The organism is Bordetella sp. 15P40C-2, from assembly GCF_009763235.1.
Classification (GTDB): Bacteria; Pseudomonadota; Gammaproteobacteria; order Burkholderiales; family Burkholderiaceae_B; genus Bordetella_A.
Genome location: NZ_WSJA01000026.1, coordinates 1 through 22,017, shown reverse-complemented (window position 1 = coordinate 22,017; position 22,017 = coordinate 1). Strand labels below are relative to the sequence as shown.

The following is a 22,017-nucleotide window of genomic DNA, read 5'->3' as shown; positions in this document are numbered from 1 at the left end:
TCGGGTCAATTCCGCGACGCGCGCTCGAAGCATTCGATCAAGTGCGCGACAGGCGACCCGGGCTCTAGCGACAAAGGCGCGATCAGGCCGATTTCCCGGTGAAAACCGGCCTCGCCCAGATCATCCAGACGCAAGCCGCGCGCATCGAATTGCCGGGTGCGCGGCACCAGCGCCACACCTAGCCCGCCTCGTACGAGATTGGCGATCGCGTCCATCTCATCGAGCTCGACCGCCTCTTGCACCACGATGCGCTGCTTTTTTAGAAACAGATCCACCAGCCGGCCGCCAAACGAAGAACGGTCGTAGCGGATAAACGGTTGAGTGCTTAAAGCCTCGCGCCAGCTCTGAGCGGGAAAGTCGGCCGGCACCGCCAGCACAATCGGCTCGCGCGCCAAGGGCCGCCACGCCAGCTCGGGCGGCAACGCAAAGGGCGGACGCAGCATCACGGCCATATCGATTTCCCCGGCATCGACTTGTCCCAGCAGAGACAAGGACACACCGGGCATCACGCGCACGCGTACGTCGGGAAAGGTCTCGCGAAAGTCTTTGAGCGCCCCGACCAGCAAATGCTGCTGAACCGAGGCGATCGCGCCGATGCGCAGCAGGCCTTTTACGCGCCCCGCTCCCACCGATACCGCCATGCGCTCGGCCATGGCGACGAGGTCTTCGGCCTGCGGCAACAGATCGCGGCCGGCTGCGTTGAGCATGGCGGATTTACCCGTGCGCTCGAAGAGCTCCACGCCCAGGTAATCCTCCAAACGCCGCATCTGGGCGCTGACCGCAGACTGCGTCAGACCAAGCGAGCGCCCCGCACCGGTGAACGTCCCGTCGCGCGCCGCGGCGATAAAGGTCTTGAATTCGCGAATCATGGCTTAAGATATAGCATCGATTTTATTTATGCTCAGCGCGAAAAAATATCGTTTTTCTATCAAAAAAACAATCGCTAAACTGATAACCATGCAATCGGCCCCTGATCGCATGAACCTGCGACATTTGGGGCCGGCAGACAAAACGATTTTGATTTACGCTTATCGACTTGGAGTCATAAATGAGCACACCCGCTACTCTCCCCCCGTTCCATCTGGCATTTCCGGTTCGCGATATTGCCGAAGCACGCGCTTTCTACGGCGAGCTGCTGGGCTGTCCCGAGGGGCGTAGCGCCCCGGAATGGGTGGACTTCAACTTCTATGGCCACCAAATCGTCGCCCACTTGTCGCCCGAGGAATGCGGCCACAAAGCGACCAGCTCGGTGGACGACCATCAAGTGCCGGTACGCCACTTCGGCGCCGTGCTGCCGATGGAAGACTGGGAAGCTCTGGCCAAGAAACTCACCGACGCTGGCACGAAGTTCGTGATCGAACCCTACGTGCGTTTCAAGGGCGAAGTCGGCGAACAGGCCACGATGTTCTTCCTGGATCCGTCGGGCAACGCACTGGAATTCAAGGCGTTCAAGAACATTGAATCGTTGTTTGCAAAATAATCCGTTCGGAGGCGGTTGATCTGGTGCATTCTTTTTCTTTTCCTTCCAGTTCCACCGCCTGGCGCATCTGCCCGCAAGGCGACCGATGCGTGATGGTGTATTTCGGCGATCGGATCGACATGTCGATCGGTCGCCTGTGCCTCGCGGCCGCGACGCTGGTGCGCGAGGCGAACCTGCCCGGCGTCATTGACGTCGTGCCTTCTTTTATCGCGCTGGCCGTCCATTACCAGCCGACGGGCGCGCATCGCCCGCGCTTTAATGAACTCGCCGCGCGGATCGACGCGATCTTGCAACAGGGGCTCGATCCAGAATCTCAGGAAACCGACACGCAAGCCGGGCGCGAAGTGGAAATCCCCGTGTGTTACGGCGGCGAATATGGTCCTGACCTGGAAGACGTGGCGCGCCATGCGGGTTTGACCACTGATGAAGTCGTGGACTTGCACACGCAGCCCGGGGCTTTGGTCTTCATGCTGGGCTTTGCCCCTGGGGCGCCGTATATCGGCGTGCACGATGAGCGTCTGAATATTCCTCGTCGGGCTTCTCCGCGTACCGCCGTGCCGGCAGGCTCGGTGGCGGTTGCCAATCGACAGTCCGTGCTTTACCCGAGCCGATCGCCGGGTGGCTGGAACATTATTGGCGCCACCCCGCTATCCCTGTTCGACCCGCACGGCAAGCCGGCCACGCTACTACAGCCTGGCGACCGCGTGCGGTTTGTTCCTATCGAAGAAGCCGAGTACCGCCGGCTGTTGGAGGCTCGGCGATGAGCATACGTGTCCTGAAACCCGGTTTGCTTTCCACATTCCAAGATGCCGGCCGAACTGGTAGTCAGCATTTGGGCGTACAGGTAAGCGGCGCCATGGATCCACGTGCGCACCGTTTGGCCAACCTGCTGGTGGGCAACGAGGCCGATCTGGCCACGCTGGAAATCACCATGCTCGGGCCGACGCTGCAGTTCGAGGCCCCGGCCTGTTTCGCTATCGCTGGCGCGGACATGCAGGCGATGTTGAACGATTCGCCCGTTCCGAATCACCGGCCCCTGGTGGCGCGGGCGGGCGATGTGTTGACGCTGGGCCCGGCCACGCCGGGAAGCGGCGTGCGGGCCTATCTGGCCGTGCATGGCGGCTATGAGCTCGCACCTGTCTTGGCCAGTACCAGCACGGACATCCGTGGCGCATTCGGCGGCCATGCGGGCCGTGCCCTGGCAAAGAACGACCTCATCGGCTTGCGCTACGCGCTGCCGGACAGCGAAGACGATTTATCCGACCTCGCGCAAACGCTATGGCAGGTACGCATTTATTTGCCGGCCGCGCTGGCCTTACGCCCGCGCAGCCGCTTGCGTGTACTGCCTGGCGTGCATTGGGATGAATTCACGGCCGAATCACAACGCGAACTGCTGGAGGCGGAATACCGCATCAGCACGCAGTCCGATCGCATGGGCTACCGGCTGGAAGGCCCGCCATTGACGATGAAGACTCCCCGCCAGATCCTGTCCGAAGCCGCGAGCTTTGGCACGATCCAGGTGCCGTCGGGTGGCGAAGCGATCGTGTTGATGGCGGATCGACAGAGCACGGGCGGATATCCCAAAATAGCCCAGGTCATTTCGGTGGACTTGCCGGATCTGGCTCAGCGCCGCCCGGGTCAAACCGTGTGTTTCGCGCCCGTGGAGCTGGATGAGGCGCAGCAACTGGACAGTGAACTCGAGGACGCTTTTGAGCAGGTTCACGAGGTACTCGCCGCCGCGAGAACGGCCTTAGAGAGCATTGCGAAACCCGAATAAACACCGAGCCCGGCTTGGACGTTTTTAAATGCCACACTCGAGGCTTGCGAAGACGCGGCCTTGAGTGTCGAACACGAATCACCTGACGCAATACCGATCACATCACTTTTGGAGCAGCACCCTATGTCCGCCTCTCAATCACTCGTCATCGATCTCAACTGCGATATGGGCGAGAGCTATGGCGCTTGGCATATGGGCAATGACATTGCCGTACTGCCTTTCGTCAGTTCGGCTAACGTGGCCTGTGGGTACCACGCTGGCGATCCTTCGACGATGCGCAAGACCGTGGCGGCAGCCATCGAACATAAGGTGGCGGTAGGCGCTCACCCTAGCCTGCCGGATCTGGTTGGCTTTGGTCGTCGCACCATGCAGATCACGCCGCAAGAAGCCTACGATATGGTGGTCTGTCAGATCGGGGCGCTTGCCGCGGTGGCTGCTACACAGGGGGCACGCTTGCATCATGTGAAGGCGCATGGGGCGCTCTACAACATGGCGGCTAAAGATCGTGGCTTGTCGGATGCCATCTGCCGCGCGGTTCGCGATGTTGACGCCAGCCTGGTTCTGTATGGTCTGGCGGGTAGCCAGCTGATTGCGGCTGCTCAGGACCTGGGCCTGCGTGCAGCGAGCGAGGTATTCGCGGATCGCTCGTATCAGGATGATGGATCGCTGACGCCGCGCAGCCAGCCTGGGGCCATGATCGAAGACGTGGACACGGCTATCGCTCAGGTACTGAACATGGTGCAGAATCGGGTCGTTCGCTCGGTCAACGGCCGCGATGTGCCGGTGCAGGCGGATACGCTTTGCATTCACGGGGATCAGCCTAACGCGTTGGTGTTTGCCCGGGCGTTGCGGGAGGCGCTTAGCAAGGCGGGGATTGAGGTTCGGGCGGTTTGATCTGAACGCTATCGGTCGTTGTGAATTACGCCGCGCTTGGCGTCATGTTGGGTGGGTTTGGGTGTTTTGGCCGTTGTTGCGGTACTGATTTTCTTTTGGCGTCGCTGTGGGGCAGTGGCCGCGTTGGGGCTTCACGTGGCCGGTCGGCCGCCTGCGCGTCCGACATCGCTTCGCTCACCTCGTCCGGCCCGTTCGGGCCTACCTACGGTGTCCGCTCGCTCGGCCACGAGGCGCCCCAACGCGGCCACTGCCCCACAGCGACTCGCATTGTCTTCAACCGTGACGGTGCCGGGACGAGTTTCGTTTGTAGGCTTCGTAGGCGCGGTGTGCGCAGGGACGAAGATCTTGCAGGGCCGCTATTACCGGGCGCCTACGGGCGCGCCCGGTAATAGCATTCGGCCTGGGAGGCGCGGGCCGGCCGTGCCAGTGGGTGAATTGAGGCTAAATCGCCAATTGACGCAGCCGTGGGAACGGCTACGGTTGAACTTCGCAAATCGGATCTGTAGCCACTCGCGGCGCGCGCGCCACGTTACGGTTGGCTCACACTTGGCAAATCAAGCATCAAAGAAAGCAACCCACATATGACGCTGCCCCTGCTAGCACGCTTGATCCGCCCATTCCAAATGAAACCCACATTAAACGACAACCTGCCCGATAGCTAAAACGGGGCGCGCAGGGCGCCCCGTTTTAGCAGCCCCGCAAAGTCCTTCATAGCGAAACCACGCCGGCAAAAATGCCAAGCAAACCACCCTCCCCGCCAACGCCGCGAACCCGAGCTAACACCAGTCGGCGCGGGGTGCGCGGGCGGTTGGGGCGCCTCGAGGTCGAGCGAGCGGAAGTCGAAGGGAGCGCGAAGGCGCGGACGAGACGAGCGAAGCGGTGTCCGGCGCCCGCGCGCCGGACCGACCTCGTGAAGCCCCAACCGCCCGCGCACCCCGCGCCGACGACCAAAAGCACGCAACCGCAACCGGCGACCTAAAAGGCCCCCCACACACGACGCCCCGCCAGGCCACCAGCCATGCAGGCAAGCTAGACAAGCACCCGCTCAATCCCACCCGCATTAGCCCGCTGCACATACTCCTGCATCCACTGCTCACCCAGGATATGCCGCGCCATCTCAACAACGATGTAGTCCGCCTCCATCGCCGTATCCCCCTCATACCGCGACAGCCCTTGCAAGCAAGACGGGCAAGACGTCAGCACCTTCACCTCGCCGGTATAGCCATCCTTGCGCACCGCTTTCTGATTCTTCTGCAGCTCTTCCTGCTTACGGAATCGAACCTGCGTCGACACATCCGGACGCGTCACCGCCAGCGTGCCTGACTCGCCGCAACAACGATCGGTCTTGATCGCGCCCTCGCCCACGAGCGATCGCACGGTCTTCATCGGGTCCTGCAGCTTCATCGGCGTATGGCAGGGATCGTGATACACGTAGCGTGCACCGGTCACCCCATCGAGCTTGATGCCTTTTTCCAGCAGATATTCGTGAATATCGATCAAGCGGCAACCCGGGAAGATCTTCTCGAATTCATAACCGGCCAACTGGTCATAGCAAGTGCCGCAGCTCACCACCACGGTCTTGATGTCCAGATAGTTCAGCGTATTCGCCACACGGTGAAACAGCACACGGTTATCCGTGATGATCTGCTCGGCCTTTTCCGTCATGCCATTGCCGCGCTGCGGGTAACCGCAGCACAGATAGCCCGGTGGCAACACCGTCTGTACACCCGCATGCCACAGCATCGCCTGCGTGGCGAGCCCCACCTGCGAGAACAACCGCTCTGATCCGCAACCGGGGAAATAGAACACCGCCTCCGTATCCGCCGAGGTCTTCTTCGGATCGCGGATGATGGGTACGTAGTTCGCGTCCTCGATATCCAGCAACTTGCGCGCGCTTTGCTTGGGCAGACCGCCGGGCATCTTCTTGTTGACGAAGTGCACGATCTGCTCACGCATCGGCGGCTTGCCGACCGTGGCCGGCGGATGCGCAGTCTGCTTGCGAGCAAACGATGACAGCAAATCGTTGGCCATGCGCTGGGCCTTATAGCCTACGCCCACCATCGCCTTGCGCGTCGCGTTAATCGTCGCCGGGTCCTTGGCGTTCAAGAAGAACATCGCGGCCGCGGTGCCCGGATTGAACGACTTGCGCCCCATCTTGCGCAACACCGCGCGCATGTTCATCGACACATCGCCGAAATCGATATCCACCGGGCACGGGTTGTAGCACTTGTGGCAGACCGTGCAGTGGTCGGCCACGTCTTCGAACTCTTCCCAGTGCTTCAGGCTCACGCCACGACGGGTCTGTTCCTCGTACAGGAAAGCCTCGATCAGCAACGAGGTCGCGAGGATCTTATTGCGCGGCGAATACAGCAGATTCGCGCGCGGCACATGGGTGGCGCAAACCGGCTTGCATTTACCGCAACGCAAGCAGTCCTTGATCGACTCGGAAATCGCGCCGATATCGCTTTGCTGCATGATGAGCGATTCATGGCCCATCAAGCCAAAGCTCGGCGTCCACGCATGGCGCAGATCCGCGCCCGGCATCAGTTTGCCGGCGTTGAAATGCCCGTTCGGATCGACGCCGCGCTTGTATTCCTGGAACGGGGCGAGTTCGGCCTCGGTCAGGAATTCGTATTTCGTCAAGCCAATCCCGTGCTCACCCGAAATCACGCCATCCAGATCGCGCGCGATCTGCATGATGCGGTCCACCGCCTGGTGGGCCTCGGTGAGCATTTCGTAGTCGTCGGAGTTGACCGGGATATTGGTGTGAACGTTGCCGTCGCCGGCGTGCATGTGCAGCGCGACAAAGACGCGCCCCTTCAACACACGGGCGTGGATGGCGCGGAGTTCATCGACGATGTGCTTGCCCGTCGCGCCCGCGAACACCTGCTGTAGCTGCGCGAGTACCTCGGTCTTCCACGACACACGTATGGTGTGGTCCTGTACCACATCAAATACGCGCGCATCCGGCTGCGCGGCCACGCGATCGGCCAACGCGCCTTGCAGCGAAGTGAGCCCCAGCCCCGCCAGATCCGGCAGCGCCTGGCGCAGCGGCATATCCAGATTGTCCAGCAGCCATTGCCAACGGTGGCGCACCGTCGTCAACAGCATCAAGGCGTGCTGCGTACGTTCGGCCAGCGTCTCGCTGCGCGTCAACTCGTCGTCTTCGTCCTCGGCCTTGCCCACGGGCAACGGCTCGGACAAATAAGCCTCCAGCGCATTAAGCAGCTTGAGCTTATTGCGCGTGGACAACTCGATATTGATGCGTTCGATGTGGTCCGTGTACTCGCCCATGCGCGACAGCGGGATCACCACGTCTTCATTGATCTTGAAGGCGTTGGTGTGGCGTGCGATGGCGGCCGTGCGCGAGCGGTCCAGCCAGAATTTCTTGCGGGCTTCGGCGCTCACGGCCACGAAGCCTTCGCCGTGACGCGTGTTGGCCAGACGCACGACCTCGCTGGCCGCCACGGCCACCGCGTCCTCATCATCGCCCACGATATCGCCAATCAGCACCATCTTGGGCAAGGTGCCGCGCTTGCTCTTGGTCGCATAGCCCACGGCACGCAGATAGCGCTCGTCCAGATGCTCCAGACCCGCCAAAATCGCGCCACGCTCACGGCCTTCGCCATCGAGGTAGTTCTTCACCTCGACGATCGACGGAATCGCATCACGCGCCTGGCCAAAGAACTCCATACACACGGTGCGCGTATGGCGCGGCATGCGATGCAGCACCCAGCGGGCCGAGGTGATCAGGCCGTCGCAGCCCTCTTTCTGCACACCCGGCAGACCGGCGAGGAACTTGTCGGTCACATCTTTGCCCAGGCCTTCCTTGCGGAACACACGACCGGCGATTTCCAGCGTCTCGGTCTTGAGCAACTTTTCGCCCGGCTTGGCCGCGCCGTCGAACCATTTCAGTTCAAAGCGCGCGACATCGACGTCGTGGATCTTGCCCAGATTGTGTTCGAGACGGGTGACTTCCAGCCAGTTGCCGTCCGGATCGACCATGCGCCACCAGGCGAGGTTATCCAGCGCGGTACCCCACAGCACGGCTTTCTTGCCGCCCGCGTTCATGGCGATATTGCCGCCCACACAGGAGGCTTCGGCCGAGGTCGGGTCCACGGCGAATACGTAGCCGGCCTGCTCGGCGGCCTCGGACACGCGCTTGGTGACCACACCGGCGCCGGCATAAATCACGGCGGCAGGTTCGGTCAGGCCCGGCAAAATACAGGTTTCGACCGCGCCTAGCGTGTCGAATTTCTCGGTATTGATGACGGCCGACTTCCACGTCAGCGGAATCGCGCCACCCGTGTAGCCGGTACCGCCGCCACGCGGCACAATTGTCAGGCCCAGCTCGATACAGCCGCGCACCAGCGCCGCGATTTCCAATTCGCTATCCGGCGTCAGCACGACAAACGGATATTCCACCCGCCAGTCGGTCGCGTCCGTGACGTGCGACACACGCGACAAGCCGTCGAACTTGATGTTGTCCTTGGCGGTGATGCGGCCCAGAACCTTTTGCACCTGCTTGCGCAGATGGGCGGTCTGGTCGAATTCGCTCTCGAATGCCGCGATGGCCGAGCGCGCGCGCGCCAGCAACTCGACGACCTTGTGGTCGCGCTCCGGGTCGTGCCCCGGCTCGGTGGGCGAATTCGGCTCGCGACGCTTGTCGATTTCGGCCAGACGGTGATGGAGGGCCTCGATCAGCAGCTTGCGGCGCTTGGGATTTTCCAGCAGGTCGTCCTGCAGGTACGGATTGCGCCGCACCACCCAGATATCGCCCAGGACTTCGTACAACATCCGCGCGGATCGGCCCGTGCGGCGTTCGCCACGCAAGTCGCTCACCCATTGCCAAGCGTCTTCGCCCAGCAGGCGGCCGACGATTTCACGATCGGAGAACGAGGTGTAGTTGTACGGAATTTCGCGCAGACGCGCGTTGGCAGCAGGCGAGAGCGCCTCGGCAAGGATCTGACTGGGGAGAGGGGCGTTCATGAACAGACGAGGAGTGGGCCCTTAAAGAGCTATTTTATGACATCGCGCAAAAATTGCCCGGCGCAGGGCCAGACGCCGCTACAGAGTCTGAGGGAAAAACCACAGCAGCCCCGCCGTCATCACCGCATAACGGGCGAATTTGCCGATCGCCATATAGACCACGCAGGGCCAAAAGGACAGACGCAACCAGCCGGCCACGGCGCACAAGGGGTCGCCGACCGCAGGCAACCAGGATAATAACAATGCCGGGGGCCCGAGGCGGCTTAACCACCGGTCGGCGTAACGGTGCCAGCGGTCGCGGGTGGCGGAATGGGGGCTTTGTAACGGGCCCTGGGCAGGATCGCCATCTTGGCCCGGAGTGGCCGCACCTGAGTCGGCCGCAGCTGAGCCGGCGGCGTGCTTTTCCCGCCACCGGTCCATCGCGCGCGCCGCGCCCAGACCCATGGCATAGCTGATCATGCCGCCTATCGTATTGCCCACCGTCGCCACGATCACGGCAGGCCAGAACATGTCGGGGGCCAACTTCACATAGCCAAACACCGCGGGCTCCGACCCCAGAGGCAGCAAGGTGGCCGAAATCAGGCTGATCAAGAAAATAGCCGGCAAGCCGATGGTCGGCAGCGCCAGCAGGGCCAACAAACTATGAACCGCATTCAGTAGAGTCTGTTCCATGAGTTTCCTGATGATGCGCTGCGCGCCGCCCCGCGACCCCGCATGGGATACCCGAGCAAGCTGGAGAGTCTTTCCCGCCTCGCGCAGCGCGGCAGTGTATCCTGTCTAGGCCGTGAGGGTGAATGGCTGTGGTAATCTGGCCGACGCTGTTTTCACCCCGGCTGTTTACGCCATCATGTCCGAAGATTATCTAAAACGCATACTGACCTCCAAGGTCTACGACGTCGCTGTCGAATCCCCTCTCGAACCCGCTACCCGCCTGTCTCAGCGAATTTCGAACACGGTTCTGCTCAAGCGTGAAGATACTCAGGCCGTTTTCAGCTTCAAGCTGCGCGGCGCCTACAACAAGATGGCGAATCTGACGGACGCGGCGCGTCAACGCGGCGTGATCGCGGCCTCGGCCGGCAACCATGCGCAAGGCGTGGCGCTGGCCGCGCGCCGGCTGGGCTGCCGCGCGGTCATCGTGATGCCCACCACCAGCCCGCAGGTAAAAGTCGACGCCGTGCGCAGCCTGGGCGGCGAGGTCGTCCTGGCTGGCGAGAGCTTTACCGACGCCTACAACCATGCGTTGACGCTGGAAAAGAAAGAGAAACTCACCTTCGTCCACCCCTTCGATGACCCCGATGTCATTGCCGGTCAGGGCACCGTGGGGATGGAAATTCTGCGCCAACATCCAGGACCGATTGAAGCGATTTTCGTCGCCATCGGCGGCGGTGGTCTCGTCTCGGGCGTAGCGGCCTATGTCAAGCAACTGCGCCCCGAAATCAAGATCATCGGCGTACAGACCGAGGACTCGGACGCCATGATGCGCAGCGTGCGCGCGGGCCGCCGGGTGCAATTGAACGATGTCGGCTTGTTTTCCGACGGTACGGCCGTGAAAATGGTCGGCGCCGAGACCTTCCGCCTGACGCGCAAGTACGTCGATGATTTCGTCGTGGTCGATACGGATGCAATCTGTGCGGCGATCAAGGACGTGTTTACCGACACGCGTAGCGTGCTCGAACCCGCGGGGGCCATGGCCGTCGCGGGCGCCAAGCAATACGCTGCCGCGAACAAGCTCAAAGGCAAAACGCTGGTCGCCATCGCGTGCGGCGCGAACATGAACTTTGACCGTCTGCGCTTCGTGGCCGAGCGCGCCGAAGTCGGTGAAATGCGCGAGGCGATTTTCGCCGTCACGCTGCCCGAACAGCGCGGCAGTTTCCGCCGATTCTGCGAGCTGGTCGGCAACCGCAGCGTGACCGAGTTTAATTATCGGATCTCGGATGCCCAGCGCGCGCACGTGTTTGTCGGCGTGCAGATCAGTTCACCCAATGAGCCCGAGAAAATCGCAGCCAACTTCCGTCGTCACGGGTTTGACACCTTGGACCTGACGCAAGACGAAATGGCCAAGACCCACTTGCGCCATATGGTTGGAGGACGGTCGACGCTGGCCAACAACGAGCTGCTCTATCGCTTTGAATTCCCGGAACGCCCGGGCGCGCTGATGCGTTTCTTGAACGCCATGAACCCCGAGTGGAACATCAGCCTGTTTCACTACCGCAATCAGGGCGCGGACTATGGCCGTATCTTGATCGGGATTCAGGTTCCGCCGGCGGACAAAAAGCTTTTCAAGCAGTTTGTCGCGGACCTGGGCTACCCGCATTGGAACGAGACCGACAATCCGGCGTACAAGCTGTTCCTCTAACCCCAATCAACGCAACAATATGCCCGCCAATGTGGGCATATTTATTTGTGCAGCTCGGCGAATCGCTACTCAGCTTTCGTCCGCCCCGTCATAACGGCAGACCGTGAACAATGGCGTGCCCGTGGACGCGATCTTGGCCGAGCCGCCCAAATCCGGCAGATCCACGATCGCCGCCGCCTCGACCACATTGGCCCCCAGCCGCTGCAGCAACTTGATCGCCGCCATCATCGTGCCACCCGTGGCGATCAGGTCATCGACCAGCAACACTCGCTGGCCCGGACGCACCGCATCGGTGTGCATCTCGACTTTCGAGTTGCCATACTCCAACGCGTACTCTTCAGCCACGGTTTGGAAAGGCAGCTTGCCGCTCTTGCGCACCGGCACAAAGCCCAGATTCAATTCATACGCCAGCACGCTGCCGATGATGAATCCGCGCGCGTCCACGCCAGCGACCAAATCGAGGCGCTGGCGCATATAGCGATAAACGAATAAATCGATCAGCACGCGAAAAGTGCGCGGATCCTGCAAGAGCGGCGTAATGTCGCGGAACATCACACCGGGGCGAGGCCAATCGGGAATGCTGCGGATAGTGCGCCGGATGAGTTCGACGGAGTCGGTCTGCATGGGCGTGCCCCGGGGAAAATTAATGCAAGGCGAACTATACCCGGGCGCCCGCGGTTAGGCCAGCGAGTGTGGCGCCAGCACGCCATCTCTCAACACCAACTGTCGGTCGACGGCGCCCGGTGGCAATTTGGCGTGCGTGACCAGTACCACCGTGCGCCCGCGCGCCGCGGCCGCCAAATCGGTAAAGAACGCGATCTGCGCGGCTTCATCCAAGCCCGCGGTGGGTTCGTCCAACGCCAGCACGGGACACGATGTCAGCAAGGCGCGCGCCAGGCACAGGCGGCGCGCCTGCCCCACCGACAGGCTGGCGCCCGTCTCGCCCACCCAAGTATCCAGCCCCTCGGGCAAGCTGCGCACGAACTCGCCCAGCTTGGCCGCATCCAACGCGCGCCATAGCGCGTCGTCATCGGCCTGCGCGTCACCGATCAACAAATTCGTACGCAGCGTGCCGAGAAACACCGGCGCATCCTGCGGCAGCCACGCGATGCGGCGATGCAGTTCGGCCATCGCGCCATCGCGCAACGCGACGCCTGCATACCGCACACTGCCGGCCTGCGGGTCTTCCAGACGCAATAAAAGCTGCAGCAAGGTGGATTTACCCGCGCCACTCGGCCCCGAAATCGCAACGCGTTCGCCCGCAACAATACTCAAACTGAGCTCGCGCAGCACTGGCTGCCCTGGTTCGCCATTGGCCAACGGATACGCAAAGCTCACGCGGTCGAATTCGATGTCGCCGCGCTCGGGAAACGCGATCGCCTGTGCCGGATCGCGCTGATCGGGTTGCTGCTCGGTCAGCGTCAGGATACGTTGAGCCGCGCTCACCGAGGCGCCCAGGCGCGCCGCGCCGCGCATTAACGGACCTGCCACTTCAAAAAGACCCAGCACCGCCAGCAGTAAACCTGCCAGCAACGGTCCGCTCAAGCGTTCTTGTGCCAAGGCATCCAAACCAAACCAGAGTACGGCCAGCACACACAGGCCGGCGAGGATCTGCACGACCCACGCGCCATTCGCGGCCAAGCCGACTTGACGTTCGCGGGCACGCCCGGAGGCCGCACAGTGACGAGCATACGCATCACGCACTTCACTGGTGGCGTTCAAAGCGATCAGGTCCGCGTGACTCTCAACGGCCTCCAGCGTCGTCGCCCGCAATGCCGCCTGACTTTCCTGCAACGCACGGCCGGGGGCACGCGCTGCCCACGCCAGCCACGCCGGAATCACCAGACATGCCACGAGCATCGCGGCTGCCAGTATCCATCCGGCAGCGGGCACCCAGACACCTACCACCACTGCCAGCACGGCCGACGCCAGCGCCGCCGTCAGCATGGGAGTCAATACATGCAGAAATACCGTGTCCAGCGCATCGACATCCCCAGTCAAACGTGCAACCAGATCGCCATCGCGGTAGCGGCTCAGCTGTCGTGGTGTGAGCCCCACCAGCGCGTTAAACACCTGACGACGCAGATCAGTCAGCAAGCGCAACGTGGCGCTATGCCCCACCAACCGTTCTGCATATCGTGCGGCAATCCGGACGAAGGACAACAAACGCACCAACGCCGACGGCACGAACAAATTAAATACCGCACCCGCTCCCACGACGGCCGCCGCACTCAGGAACCAGCCCGACACTCCCAATAGCCCTACCCCGGCCACGATCGTGATCAACGCAAGCGTTAACGCGCCCAGCAGCGCGCCGCTACGTTGGCGGTAAACAGCAGGCAGCAAACGCCACAGAGCCTTCATGCCGCCTCCAGCTTGCCATCGACCAGCCGCACAACGCGCGCCAGCCGCTGCGCGACACTAGACGCATGCGTGGCCAGGATAAGGGTTCGCCCTTGGGCAAAATCCAGAATCGCCTCCAACACTTGCGCTTGCGTGGCTTCATCCAGGTGCGCAGTCGGTTCATCCAACAAGATCAAGGCGGGATCGCGCAAGAACAAACGCGCCAACGCGACACGCTGTGCCTGCCCCCCGGAAAGCCCGCGCCCGCGCGGCCCCAGCAGCGTCGCCAAACCCGCCGGCAACGCGTCCGCGAATGCCAGCACCTGGGCACGTCGTGCCGCCTCAAGAATCTCATCATCCGTCGCCGCCGGCCTGCCCAGCCGGATGTTGTCGGCAATGCTCCCGGCAAACAGAAAGGGCTTTTGCCCGATCAGCGCCACCCGCTCACGCAAGGCGGCCTCATCCCAATCCGCCAACACGACCCCGTCGAGCTCGATATGTCCTTCGCTGCTCCGCATGCGCGTCAGCGCCTCGAGCAGCGTCGTCTTGCCGCTGCCGCTCTCGCCCATCAAGGCCACGTGTTCACCCGCCGACATGGCGAGCTCAGCCGCCTGCAAGACAGGACGCGTACGATCCGGGGTGTGAATCGTCAATGCCTGTAAACGCAACGTCATGCCTGCGGCCGGCGTTTCATGTCGGGGCATCGCCGCAGGCACGGCCATACGCGACGAATCCATCTCGTGCGAGGCGCCCTGCGATATATCGTGCGACGTTCTTCGCCCAACGTTCCCGGCGGCTACGGTTGCTTGCCCCACGCCAGTTCGCTTCCCCTGATTCGGTGCACCCTCGCCCCCTTGCGTATCCGGCAGCCCCTCAAACGCCTGCGCGATCTGCGCTACCGCCGCACGCGCCGTCGCGCGGTCGTGATAATGCGCCGCGAATTGACGCAACGGCGCATAGGCCTCCGGCGCCATCAGCAGACAGAAAAATCCCGCGTGCAGCGTCAGCGGCGAGGCACGCAGGTCCAAAAATCCTAAATACGTCAGTCCGAAATACACGGCCATGCCCGCCACACCGAGCGCGGCGAAAAACTCCAGCACGGCCGACGACAGAAACGCGATACGCAGCACCGACATCGTGCGCTGACGAATTGCCTCGCTCGCGCTACCCACCAGCGCTGCTTCGGCTTGCGCACGGCCATAGAGCTTCAACGTCGCCAATCCGCGCAGGCGGTCGGCAAAAAATCCGGACAGTCGCGCCATCGCACGTACATGACGGCGGCTAGCCGCCTCGGCGCCCCAGCCAATCAATGCCATGAACATCGGGATCAGCGGCGCGGTGACCAGCAACAGCAGTCCGGCAATCCAATCCGATGGCAACAACACCAAGCCAAACGCCAGCGGCAATATCGCCGCCGACACAGCCGAAGGCAGAAAGCGCGCAAAGAAACCGTCCAGTCCCTCGACCTGATCCACCACCGCGCTGGCCAGCTCGCCCGACACCCGCGACCGGGTCCACGTGGGCCCCAGCGCCATCATGCGATCAAAAAGCGCGAGGCGTATGGTTTGTTTGACCCCCTCGGCCGCGCGTGCTCCTGCCCGCTCGCTCACCCACGTCAACAGCGCCCGGACCACAATCAACGCCACGATGATGCCAATATCGCCCATCAACGCGGCGCGCGGGGCATCACCGATGATGGCCGCATCCAGCACGCGCGCCAGCAACCAGGCCTGCACGAGCAACAGCACCCCACCCACCAACGGCGCCGCTACGGCCAGCGTCAGCGCCGCGCGTGGGATCCGCGCCTGCGCGCTTAGCCAGCGCGTGTGCTCACGCGGCAACGCGCCGCCAACGACAGCAGGGTCTGCGTCGGTGGCGGCGTCGGTCGTCGGCGCCGTGACCGCTGCGATCACGGACGCCTTCATCACAGCATCAGATTGGGGCTGTGTCACGAGTGCACGGCAGCTTTATCCAACCGTTCGGGGTCATGCTCGGCCCCTTCGCGCAGCTCGAACCACATCGCGTTCACGATGCCGAACGCGCATGCCAGGCTCAAGCCCAGAATCCACGAGAAATACCACATCTGTTTATGCTCCCATCGAGGGGTTGAATCTTAATAGGAATTAGGCGTGCCCGAGACCGTCTCGGCCGTGACTTTACCCCGCATGACCCGATACACCCAGGCGGTGTAGGCCGTGATGATGGGCAGGAAAAATACCACACCCAGCAACATGATCCACAACGTCAGCGGGCTGGACGAGGCATCCCAAACCGTCAAGCCAAAGCGCGGCGCCGTCGACGAAGGCATCAGGAACGGGAAAAGCGCCAACCCGACCGTCAGAATGATGCCCGATACCGCCGCCGACGAAAGAATAAAGGTCAGCCAGTATGCCCGCGTGCCGATCAACATCGCCACGAGCAGCGCGCCGCCCACCCCTAACGCCGGCGCGGCCCAGGCCAGCGGCCATTTCTCGAAATTAGCCAACCAGCCGCCCGTCTGCACGGCGACCGTCTTGAGCGCCGGGTCGGACGCGGCCATGAAGTTCACGCCGCTTTCGATCACGTGCCCGTCCATCCCGGCCACCACGAAGCCACCCACCACGAACAACACCGCGGTCAGCAGCGCCGTGATCTGCCCGGCACGGCGTGCGCGCATCGCGACCGCGCCTTCCGTGCGCCAGGCCAACACCACCGCGCCGTGCATGATCAGCATCAACACACTGACCACGCCGGCCAACAAGGCAAACGGACTGAACAGCTGATAGAAATGCCCGTAGTATTCCGGCCGCAACGTGTTGGCGTCGAAGCCGAACGGCACACCCACGATCAGATTACCCATGGCCACACCAAACACCAGCGCCGCCAGCACCCCCGATGCGCAGAGCAAACCATCCCACGTGTTGCGCCACCGCGTGCCCTCCATCTTGCTGCGGTACTTAAAGCCCACCGGGCGAATGATGAGCGCGATCAACGCCAACATCATGGCCAGATAAAAGCCCGAGAACGACGCCGCATACAACAAGGGCCATGCCGCAAAGATCGCGCCGCCAGCCGTGATCAGCCACACCTGGTTGCCTTCCCACACCGGCCCGACTACGTTGATCACAACGCGTCTTTCCACATCAGTGCGCGCGACCACCGGCAGCAACGCCGCGATCCCCAGGTCAAAGCCGTCCATCACCGCGAAGGCGATCAACAGCACGCCCAAGAGCGCCCACCACACGACGCGCAGCGTCGCGTAATCCAAAGGTATTAATGATTCCACGTGCGAACTCCGTACTTAAACTGCTTCTGCGGCGACCGCGACCGGGTCGGCTTGCGACGAACGGTGCGCGGGCTTGTCCGACTTCGGCCCCGCCTTGATCGCATGCAGCATGACCTTCACGCCGATGATCAACAACACGGTGTAGAGCACCAGGAATATCGTCAGGCTCGTCACCAGATCCACGAACGACAGACCGGAGGCGGCATAGTAGGTCGGCAGCACCCCTTCGATAACCCAAGGCTGACGGCCATACTCCGCCACGAACCAGCCCGCCTCGATCGCGATCCATGGCACGGGCAAGCTCCACAGCGCGATCTTCATCAAGCGCGGACGGCGATCCAAACGACCCTTGGACGCCAGCCAGAACGCCACCGCGAAGAAGGCAATCAGATACATACCAGCCGCGACCATGATGCGGAAGGCCCAGAACAGGGGCGCGACCGTCGGGATGGTATCCACCGCCGCTTGCTGAATATCGGCATCGGTGGCTTTGCTCAAATCGGGCTGATACCGCTTGACCAAGAGCGCATAGCCCAGATCCGGCCAGCCCTTTTCCACCGTGGCGCGGGCCTCGGTATCGCTGGGATTGGCGCGCAAGCGCTGCATCGCCTCATAGGTCACGATGCCTTGGCGGATACGACCCTCGGCGCGATGCACCAACTCATCAATACCCAGCATCGGCGTGGTCAACGAACGCGTACCGATAATCCCCATGACGTAGGGAATCTCGATCGCGAAATCGTTCTTGCGCTCTTCTTGATTTGGGATCGCGAACAAATTGAAGCTGGCCGGCGCGGGCTCGGTATGCCACATGGCTTCCATGGCGGCGATCTTCATCTTTTGATGCTCGGTCGTCAGATAGCCGCTCTCGTCACCCAGCACCACGACCGACAGCGAAGCCGCCAGTCCGAAGCTCGCGGCAACCGCCATCGAGCGCTTGGCCAGGTCCACATGTCGACGACGCAGCAGATACCAGGCGCTGACCGACATCACGAACATGGCTCCCGCGACATAACCGGCGCTGACCGTGTGCACGAACTTAGCCTGCGCCACCGGGTTGAAGAACACCGCGGCAAAGTCGGTCATCTCCATGCGCATCGTGTCGGGATTGAATACCGCACCCACCGGGTTCTGCATCCAGCCGTTGGCCACGAGGATCCACAGCGCGGAAAAGTTCGTTCCGAACGCCACCAGCCAGGTCACCACCAGGTGACTGACTTTCGACATACGGTTCCAGCCGAAGAAAAACAGACCGACAAAGGTGGCCTCAAGGAAGAACGCCATCAGCCCTTCCAGCGCGAGCGGCGCGCCGAACACGTCGCCCACGTAATGGCTGTAGTAGGACCAGTTCATCCCGAACTGGAACTCCATCACCACGCCCGTGGCCACACCCAGCGCGAAGTTGATGCCGAACAGCGTGCCCCAGAACATCGTCATGCGGCGCCAGATGTCGCGGCCCGTCATGACGTAGACGCTTTCCATGATGGCCAGAATGAACGACAGGCCCAGCGTCAGTGGTACGAAGATGAAGTGATACATGGCCGTCGCGGCAAACTGCAGCCGCGACAGGTCAACAACGTCCAGGTCAACCATGATCCACTCCTGAACGAATGACGACCATCACCGAAACGCTGGCGCTCGCGCTGGCATAACGGATGTCCCTTGTGGATCGGGACAGATAAAACGACTTCATGGCAATTCTCTTGATGCGCTGCGGCGTCAGTCCCGGCCCCGCAGCTTGCCGGCAAAATCCAATACCTTCTGCACCTTCGTACCCAGGCTCATCAAACGTTTGAGCGTCTCGGGCGGCAGGTCATGCACCTCGTCAAACCACCCGGTCGTCAACTCGATGAGCTCAAGCATTTCCTTCATGCGCCGCTGGGCGTAGACCTCCGACTCGCCCGAGGGCGACTCAAGCAAGGTGTCGCGCAGCAGGGTGAGCGTCGGGTCGATCTCGCGGCGGCGCTTTTCCTCCATGAGGATGCGAAAGATCTCCCAAACGTCCTTCGGCGTGTCGAAGTAATCGCGCCGGTCGCCAACCTGATGCACCAGCTTCACCAAGCGCCAGGACTGCAGCTCCTTGAGCCCCATGCTGACGTTGGATCGCGAAAATCCCAGCGCCTCGGCGATGTCGTCGGCGTTCAGCGGCCGGGACGACAAGAACAGCAAGGCATACATCTGCCCCACCGTGCGATTGACGCCCCAACGGCTGCCCATTTCGCCAAAGTGCAGGACAAATCGTTCGGTCTGAGGGCTGAGCGGCATAATTCCGTTACTCTAATTTCAGTAATTTCTGAAATTATCGAACAAACCGAATGACAAGGCAAACAGCATGCGCATCTGCGCTACCAAAGCGAGCTAGAAATCAGGAAGGGGAAGATGTCACGGCCGAGATGATACGACCGCCGAAGAGAGAAGTTCGCGGATTTTGACCGACAAACGACGATGCAATGACAAAGATCAAAAAAACACGTTATTTCGTGGCAATCGCCTCGACACGACTCTGCCGTCGTTAACGAGGCCGTCGTGCCGAGCGGCGATTGCTTCGCGTCACTCGCCGGACGCAGCCTTTACCGTCACCGATGAAGACACGCGTTTAGCTTTTTCACGTGCCGCTTCGACATCGCTGTCCACCGCCAGCGCCACGCCCATACGGCGTTTGACGAAGGATTCGGGCTTACCGAACAGGCGCACGTCGGTGCCGGACTCGGACAAGGCCTGCGCCAACCCGTGAAAGCTCACGCCGCGCGATTCCACACCGCCATAGATCACGCTGCTAGCCCCCGGCTGGCGCAGCGACACGTCCACCGGCAAACCCAGTAACGCACGCGCATGCAGCTCGAATTCGCTTTGCGACTGCGTGATCATGGTCACCATGCCCGTATCGTGCGGACGCGGGCTGACTTCGGAGAACCACACCTGATCGCCCGCGACGAAGAGTTCGACACCAAACACGCCCATGCCGCCCAACTCGCCGGTGATCGCCCGCGCGATTTCGCGCGCGCGCTCCAGCGCGACCGGCGACATAGGATGCGGCTGCCAGCTCTCGACATAATCGCCATCAACCTGCCGATGACCGATCGGTTCGCAGAATTGCGTCTGGATCTGCCCGTCCGCGCCGCGAGCCCGCACGGTCAAGAGCGTGATCTCGTAATCGAAGCGGATGAATCCCTCGACAATAATGCGGCCCGCACCCACCCGGCCGCCTTCTTGAGAATATTGCCAAGCCGACGCGATATCGTTCGGCCCGTGGATGACAGACTGGCCTTTCCCCGAGGAAGACATCACCGGCTTGACCACGCAGGGGTAGCCGATGCCCTCGTCGATAGCCGCGCGCAACTCGGCCTCGCTGTCGACGAATCGATAGGGCGAGGTCGGCAGGCCCAGCGTTTCGGCGGCCAGACGGCGAATGCCTTCACGATTCATGGTCAGTTTCGCCGCGCGCGCCGTGGGCGTGACGCGCACCGCGCCGGCGGCTTCCAGCTCGACCAGAACGTCAGTGGCGATCGCCTCGATCTCGGGCACCACCACATCAGGACGTTCCTCCTCGATCACGCGCCGCAGGGCCTGGGCGTCGGTCATCGGGATCACATGCGCGCGATGCGCGACCTGGTGGCCGGGCGCATCGGCGTAGCGATCCACCGCGATCACTTCCACGCCCAGCCGTTGCAAAGCGATCACGACCTCTTTGCCGAGCTCGCCGGCGCCTAGCAACATGACCCGGGTGGCCGAGGGGGACAGGGGCGTGCCGAGCACGGGCGCGGGGACGGTGGACATGATTGAAAACCTGTGGGAATGAGAATGAACGGATTGAGGCGCGATTTTCGCGCCGTGAGCATGCCATAGCCGCCAAGTCACAGCAACTCGGGGCGTCCTGCGATTAAAATCCGCCCCATGACCGATCATCCTACTCTCTCGCCCGACATGGCGCTTGCCTCGGCGCGTCGCACGCTGCATATCGAAGCGCAAGCGATCACCGACCTCTCCGCGCGCCTGAACGCCGATTTCACGCGCGTGGTGGAGCTATTGCTGAATTGCCGCGGCCGTGTGGTGGTCAGCGGCATCGGCAAGACCGGCCATATCGCGCGCAAGATCGCCGCGACGCTGGCTTCTACTGGCACCCCCGCCTTTTTCGTCCACGCCGCCGAAGCCATCCACGGCGACCTCGGCATGGTGACCCGCGACGATGTATTGATCGCGATCTCGCATTCGGGCTCAGGTCAGGAACTACTGACCATTTTGCCCGTGGCGCGCCGCATGGGCGCACGGCTGGTGGCCATGACGGGCAACCCGCAGTCCGAATTGGCGCGTCTGGCCGATCTGCACCTGGATACCAGCGTGGCCCAAGAAGCCTGTCCGCTCAACCTCGCGCCCACCGCCAGCACCACGGTGGCGCTCGCCCTGGGCGACGCGCTGGCCGTGGCATGCCTGGAAGCACGCGGTTTTGGTCCCGAGGACTTTGCCCGGTCACACCCCGGCGGCACGCTGGGCCGCCGTCTGCTGACCCACGTGCGCGACGTCATGCGCCAAGGCCCCGCCCTGCCCTTGGTCAAGGAAGACTCCGCCCTGTTTCCCGCGCTCGAGGAAATGTCGGCCAAAGGCATGGGAATGGCCATCGTGGTAGATTCATCAGGCAAGCCGGTTGGAATCTTTACCGATGGCGACTTACGCCGTCTGATTGAACGCCTTGGGGATATCCGTAGTCTAACGGTGGCCCAGGGCATGACCCGCTCGCCGCGCAGCATCGGCCCCGATGCGCTCGCTGTCGACGCCGCGCGCCTGATGGACGAACAGCGTCTGAACCAGATGCTGGTCGTCGACGCCGACGGCGCCCTGCTGGGCGCTTTGCATATGCATGATCTGATGGCTGCCAAGGTAGTATGACGATGACCCTTCCCCGTAGCACCCCCCAC

Annotated in this window: 17 protein-coding genes; 6 read left to right on the top strand and 11 right to left on the bottom strand. The window is 62.4% G+C overall.

Annotated elements, in window-relative coordinates; all coding sequences use genetic code 11:
* Positions 1-5: 5 nt before the first annotated feature.
* Positions 6-869, bottom strand: a complete 864-nt coding sequence (locus tag GOQ25_RS12765) for a LysR family transcriptional regulator (RefSeq protein ID WP_160350862.1) — start codon at positions 867-869, stop codon at positions 6-8.
* Between the two features lie 179 nt (positions 870-1,048).
* Here GOQ25_RS12765 and GOQ25_RS12760 point away from each other — a divergent pair, with 179 nt between their 5' ends.
* The 4 genes from GOQ25_RS12760 (at position 1,049) to GOQ25_RS12745 (ending at position 4,151) form a co-directional block, all read left to right on the top strand.
* Positions 1,049-1,480 carry a VOC family protein gene (locus GOQ25_RS12760; RefSeq protein ID WP_160350861.1) on the top strand — a complete coding sequence of 144 codons (432 nt, stop codon included), beginning with the start codon at positions 1,049-1,051 and terminating at the stop codon, positions 1,478-1,480.
* A 92-nt stretch (positions 1,481-1,572) separates the two neighbouring features.
* Positions 1,573-2,244, top strand: coding sequence for a 5-oxoprolinase subunit PxpB (pxpB, locus tag GOQ25_RS12755; RefSeq protein WP_370519951.1), 672 nt, complete (start codon positions 1,573-1,575; stop codon positions 2,242-2,244).
* A complete protein-coding gene (locus GOQ25_RS12750; RefSeq protein WP_160350860.1) occupies positions 2,241-3,257 on the top strand; it encodes a biotin-dependent carboxyltransferase family protein in 1,017 nt (338 codons plus the stop codon). Before pxpB ends, GOQ25_RS12750 begins: the two co-directional genes overlap by 4 nt.
* A gap of 123 nt (positions 3,258-3,380) precedes the next feature.
* Positions 3,381-4,151, top strand: coding sequence for a LamB/YcsF family protein (locus tag GOQ25_RS12745; RefSeq protein ID WP_160350859.1), 771 nt, complete (start codon positions 3,381-3,383; stop codon positions 4,149-4,151).
* A 1,029-nt stretch (positions 4,152-5,180) separates the two neighbouring features.
* On the opposite strand, the gene GOQ25_RS12740 is transcribed toward GOQ25_RS12745, so the two are convergent.
* Together GOQ25_RS12740 and GOQ25_RS12735 are read right to left on the bottom strand one after the other, a co-directional pair.
* On the bottom strand, positions 5,181-9,140 hold the full coding sequence (locus tag GOQ25_RS12740; RefSeq protein ID WP_160350858.1) for an FAD/FMN-binding oxidoreductase: 3,960 nt from the start codon (positions 9,138-9,140) through the stop codon (positions 5,181-5,183).
* Positions 9,141-9,218: 78 nt separating this feature from the next.
* The gene (locus tag GOQ25_RS12735) at positions 9,219-9,812 is read right to left on the bottom strand and encodes a YqaA family protein (protein WP_160350857.1); all 594 of its coding nucleotides are present in this window, start codon (positions 9,810-9,812) and stop codon (positions 9,219-9,221) included.
* A 175-nt stretch (positions 9,813-9,987) separates the two neighbouring features.
* On the opposite strand from GOQ25_RS12735, the gene ilvA reads away from it, so the two are divergent.
* Positions 9,988-11,496 (top strand): threonine ammonia-lyase, biosynthetic, encoded by a 1,509-nt coding sequence (gene ilvA / locus GOQ25_RS12730; RefSeq protein WP_160350856.1) that lies wholly within the window; start codon positions 9,988-9,990, stop codon positions 11,494-11,496.
* Positions 11,497-11,565: 69 nt separating this feature from the next.
* On the opposite strand, the gene GOQ25_RS12725 is transcribed toward ilvA, so the two are convergent.
* From GOQ25_RS12725 to purT, 8 genes are all read right to left on the bottom strand, one after another.
* Entirely contained in the window at positions 11,566-12,120 is a 555-nt protein-coding gene (locus GOQ25_RS12725; RefSeq protein WP_160350855.1) for an adenine phosphoribosyltransferase, read from the bottom strand.
* 54 nt (positions 12,121-12,174) lie between these two features.
* The gene (gene cydC, locus GOQ25_RS12720; protein WP_160350854.1) at positions 12,175-13,860 is read right to left on the bottom strand and encodes a thiol reductant ABC exporter subunit CydC; all 1,686 of its coding nucleotides are present in this window, start codon (positions 13,858-13,860) and stop codon (positions 12,175-12,177) included.
* Positions 13,857-15,764, bottom strand: coding sequence for a thiol reductant ABC exporter subunit CydD (gene cydD / locus GOQ25_RS12715; protein WP_160350853.1), 1,908 nt, complete (start codon positions 15,762-15,764; stop codon positions 13,857-13,859). Before cydD ends, cydC begins: the two co-directional genes overlap by 4 nt.
* 23 nt (positions 15,765-15,787) lie before the next feature.
* On the bottom strand, positions 15,788-15,922 hold the full coding sequence (gene cydX, locus GOQ25_RS12710; RefSeq protein WP_160350852.1) for a cytochrome bd-I oxidase subunit CydX: 135 nt from the start codon (positions 15,920-15,922) through the stop codon (positions 15,788-15,790).
* A gap of 30 nt (positions 15,923-15,952) precedes the next feature.
* Complete coding sequence (gene cydB, locus GOQ25_RS12705; RefSeq protein WP_160350851.1) at positions 15,953-17,104, bottom strand: cytochrome d ubiquinol oxidase subunit II; 1,152 nt, start codon at positions 17,102-17,104, stop codon at positions 15,953-15,955.
* Positions 17,105-17,119: 15 nt separating this feature from the next.
* Positions 17,120-18,697 carry a cytochrome ubiquinol oxidase subunit I gene (locus GOQ25_RS12700; protein WP_160350850.1) on the bottom strand — a complete coding sequence of 526 codons (1,578 nt, stop codon included), beginning with the start codon at positions 18,695-18,697 and terminating at the stop codon, positions 17,120-17,122.
* Between the two features lie 126 nt (positions 18,698-18,823).
* Positions 18,824-19,369 carry a GbsR/MarR family transcriptional regulator gene (locus tag GOQ25_RS12695; protein ID WP_160350849.1) on the bottom strand — a complete coding sequence of 182 codons (546 nt, stop codon included), beginning with the start codon at positions 19,367-19,369 and terminating at the stop codon, positions 18,824-18,826.
* Positions 19,370-19,654: 285 nt separating this feature from the next.
* Positions 19,655-20,881: a formate-dependent phosphoribosylglycinamide formyltransferase gene (gene purT / locus GOQ25_RS12690; protein WP_160350848.1), complete on the bottom strand. Its 1,227-nt coding sequence runs from the start codon at positions 20,879-20,881 to the stop codon at positions 19,655-19,657.
* Positions 20,882-20,998: 117 nt separating this feature from the next.
* Between purT and GOQ25_RS12685 the strand changes: the two genes are divergently transcribed.
* Entirely contained in the window at positions 20,999-21,988 is a 990-nt protein-coding gene (locus GOQ25_RS12685) for an SIS domain-containing protein (RefSeq protein WP_160350847.1), read from the top strand.
* Positions 21,989-22,017 lie beyond the last annotated feature (29 nt).

Bases quoted from the DNA above. Each gene is read 5' to 3' on its own strand.
- GOQ25_RS12725 (WP_160350855.1), bottom strand. From the start codon at position 12,120: ATGCAGACCGACTCCGTCGAACTCATCCGGCGCACTATCCGCAGCATT.
- GOQ25_RS12695 (WP_160350849.1), bottom strand. From the start codon at position 19,369: ATGCCGCTCAGCCCTCAGACCGAACGATTTGTCCTGCACTTTGGCGAA.
- GOQ25_RS12745 (WP_160350859.1), top strand. From the start codon at position 3,381: ATGTCCGCCTCTCAATCACTCGTCATCGATCTCAACTGCGATATGGGC.
- GOQ25_RS12760 (WP_160350861.1), top strand. From the start codon at position 1,049: ATGAGCACACCCGCTACTCTCCCCCCGTTCCATCTGGCATTTCCGGTT.
- GOQ25_RS12685 (WP_160350847.1), top strand. From the start codon at position 20,999: ATGACCGATCATCCTACTCTCTCGCCCGACATGGCGCTTGCCTCGGCG.
- purT (WP_160350848.1), bottom strand. From the start codon at position 20,881: ATGTCCACCGTCCCCGCGCCCGTGCTCGGCACGCCCCTGTCCCCCTCG.
- cydD (WP_160350853.1), bottom strand. From the start codon at position 15,764: ATGAAGGCGTCCGTGATCGCAGCGGTCACGGCGCCGACGACCGACGCC.
- GOQ25_RS12765 (WP_160350862.1), bottom strand. From the start codon at position 869: ATGATTCGCGAATTCAAGACCTTTATCGCCGCGGCGCGCGACGGGACG.
- GOQ25_RS12750 (WP_160350860.1), top strand. From the start codon at position 2,241: ATGAGCATACGTGTCCTGAAACCCGGTTTGCTTTCCACATTCCAAGAT.
- cydC (WP_160350854.1), bottom strand. From the start codon at position 13,860: ATGAAGGCTCTGTGGCGTTTGCTGCCTGCTGTTTACCGCCAACGTAGC.
- pxpB (WP_370519951.1), top strand. From the start codon at position 1,573: ATGGTGTATTTCGGCGATCGGATCGACATGTCGATCGGTCGCCTGTGC.
- ilvA (WP_160350856.1), top strand. From the start codon at position 9,988: ATGTCCGAAGATTATCTAAAACGCATACTGACCTCCAAGGTCTACGAC.
- GOQ25_RS12735 (WP_160350857.1), bottom strand. From the start codon at position 9,812: ATGGAACAGACTCTACTGAATGCGGTTCATAGTTTGTTGGCCCTGCTG.
- cydX (WP_160350852.1), bottom strand. From the start codon at position 15,922: ATGTGGTATTTCTCGTGGATTCTGGGCTTGAGCCTGGCATGCGCGTTC.
- GOQ25_RS12700 (WP_160350850.1), bottom strand. From the start codon at position 18,697: ATGGTTGACCTGGACGTTGTTGACCTGTCGCGGCTGCAGTTTGCCGCG.
- GOQ25_RS12740 (WP_160350858.1), bottom strand. From the start codon at position 9,140: ATGAACGCCCCTCTCCCCAGTCAGATCCTTGCCGAGGCGCTCTCGCCT.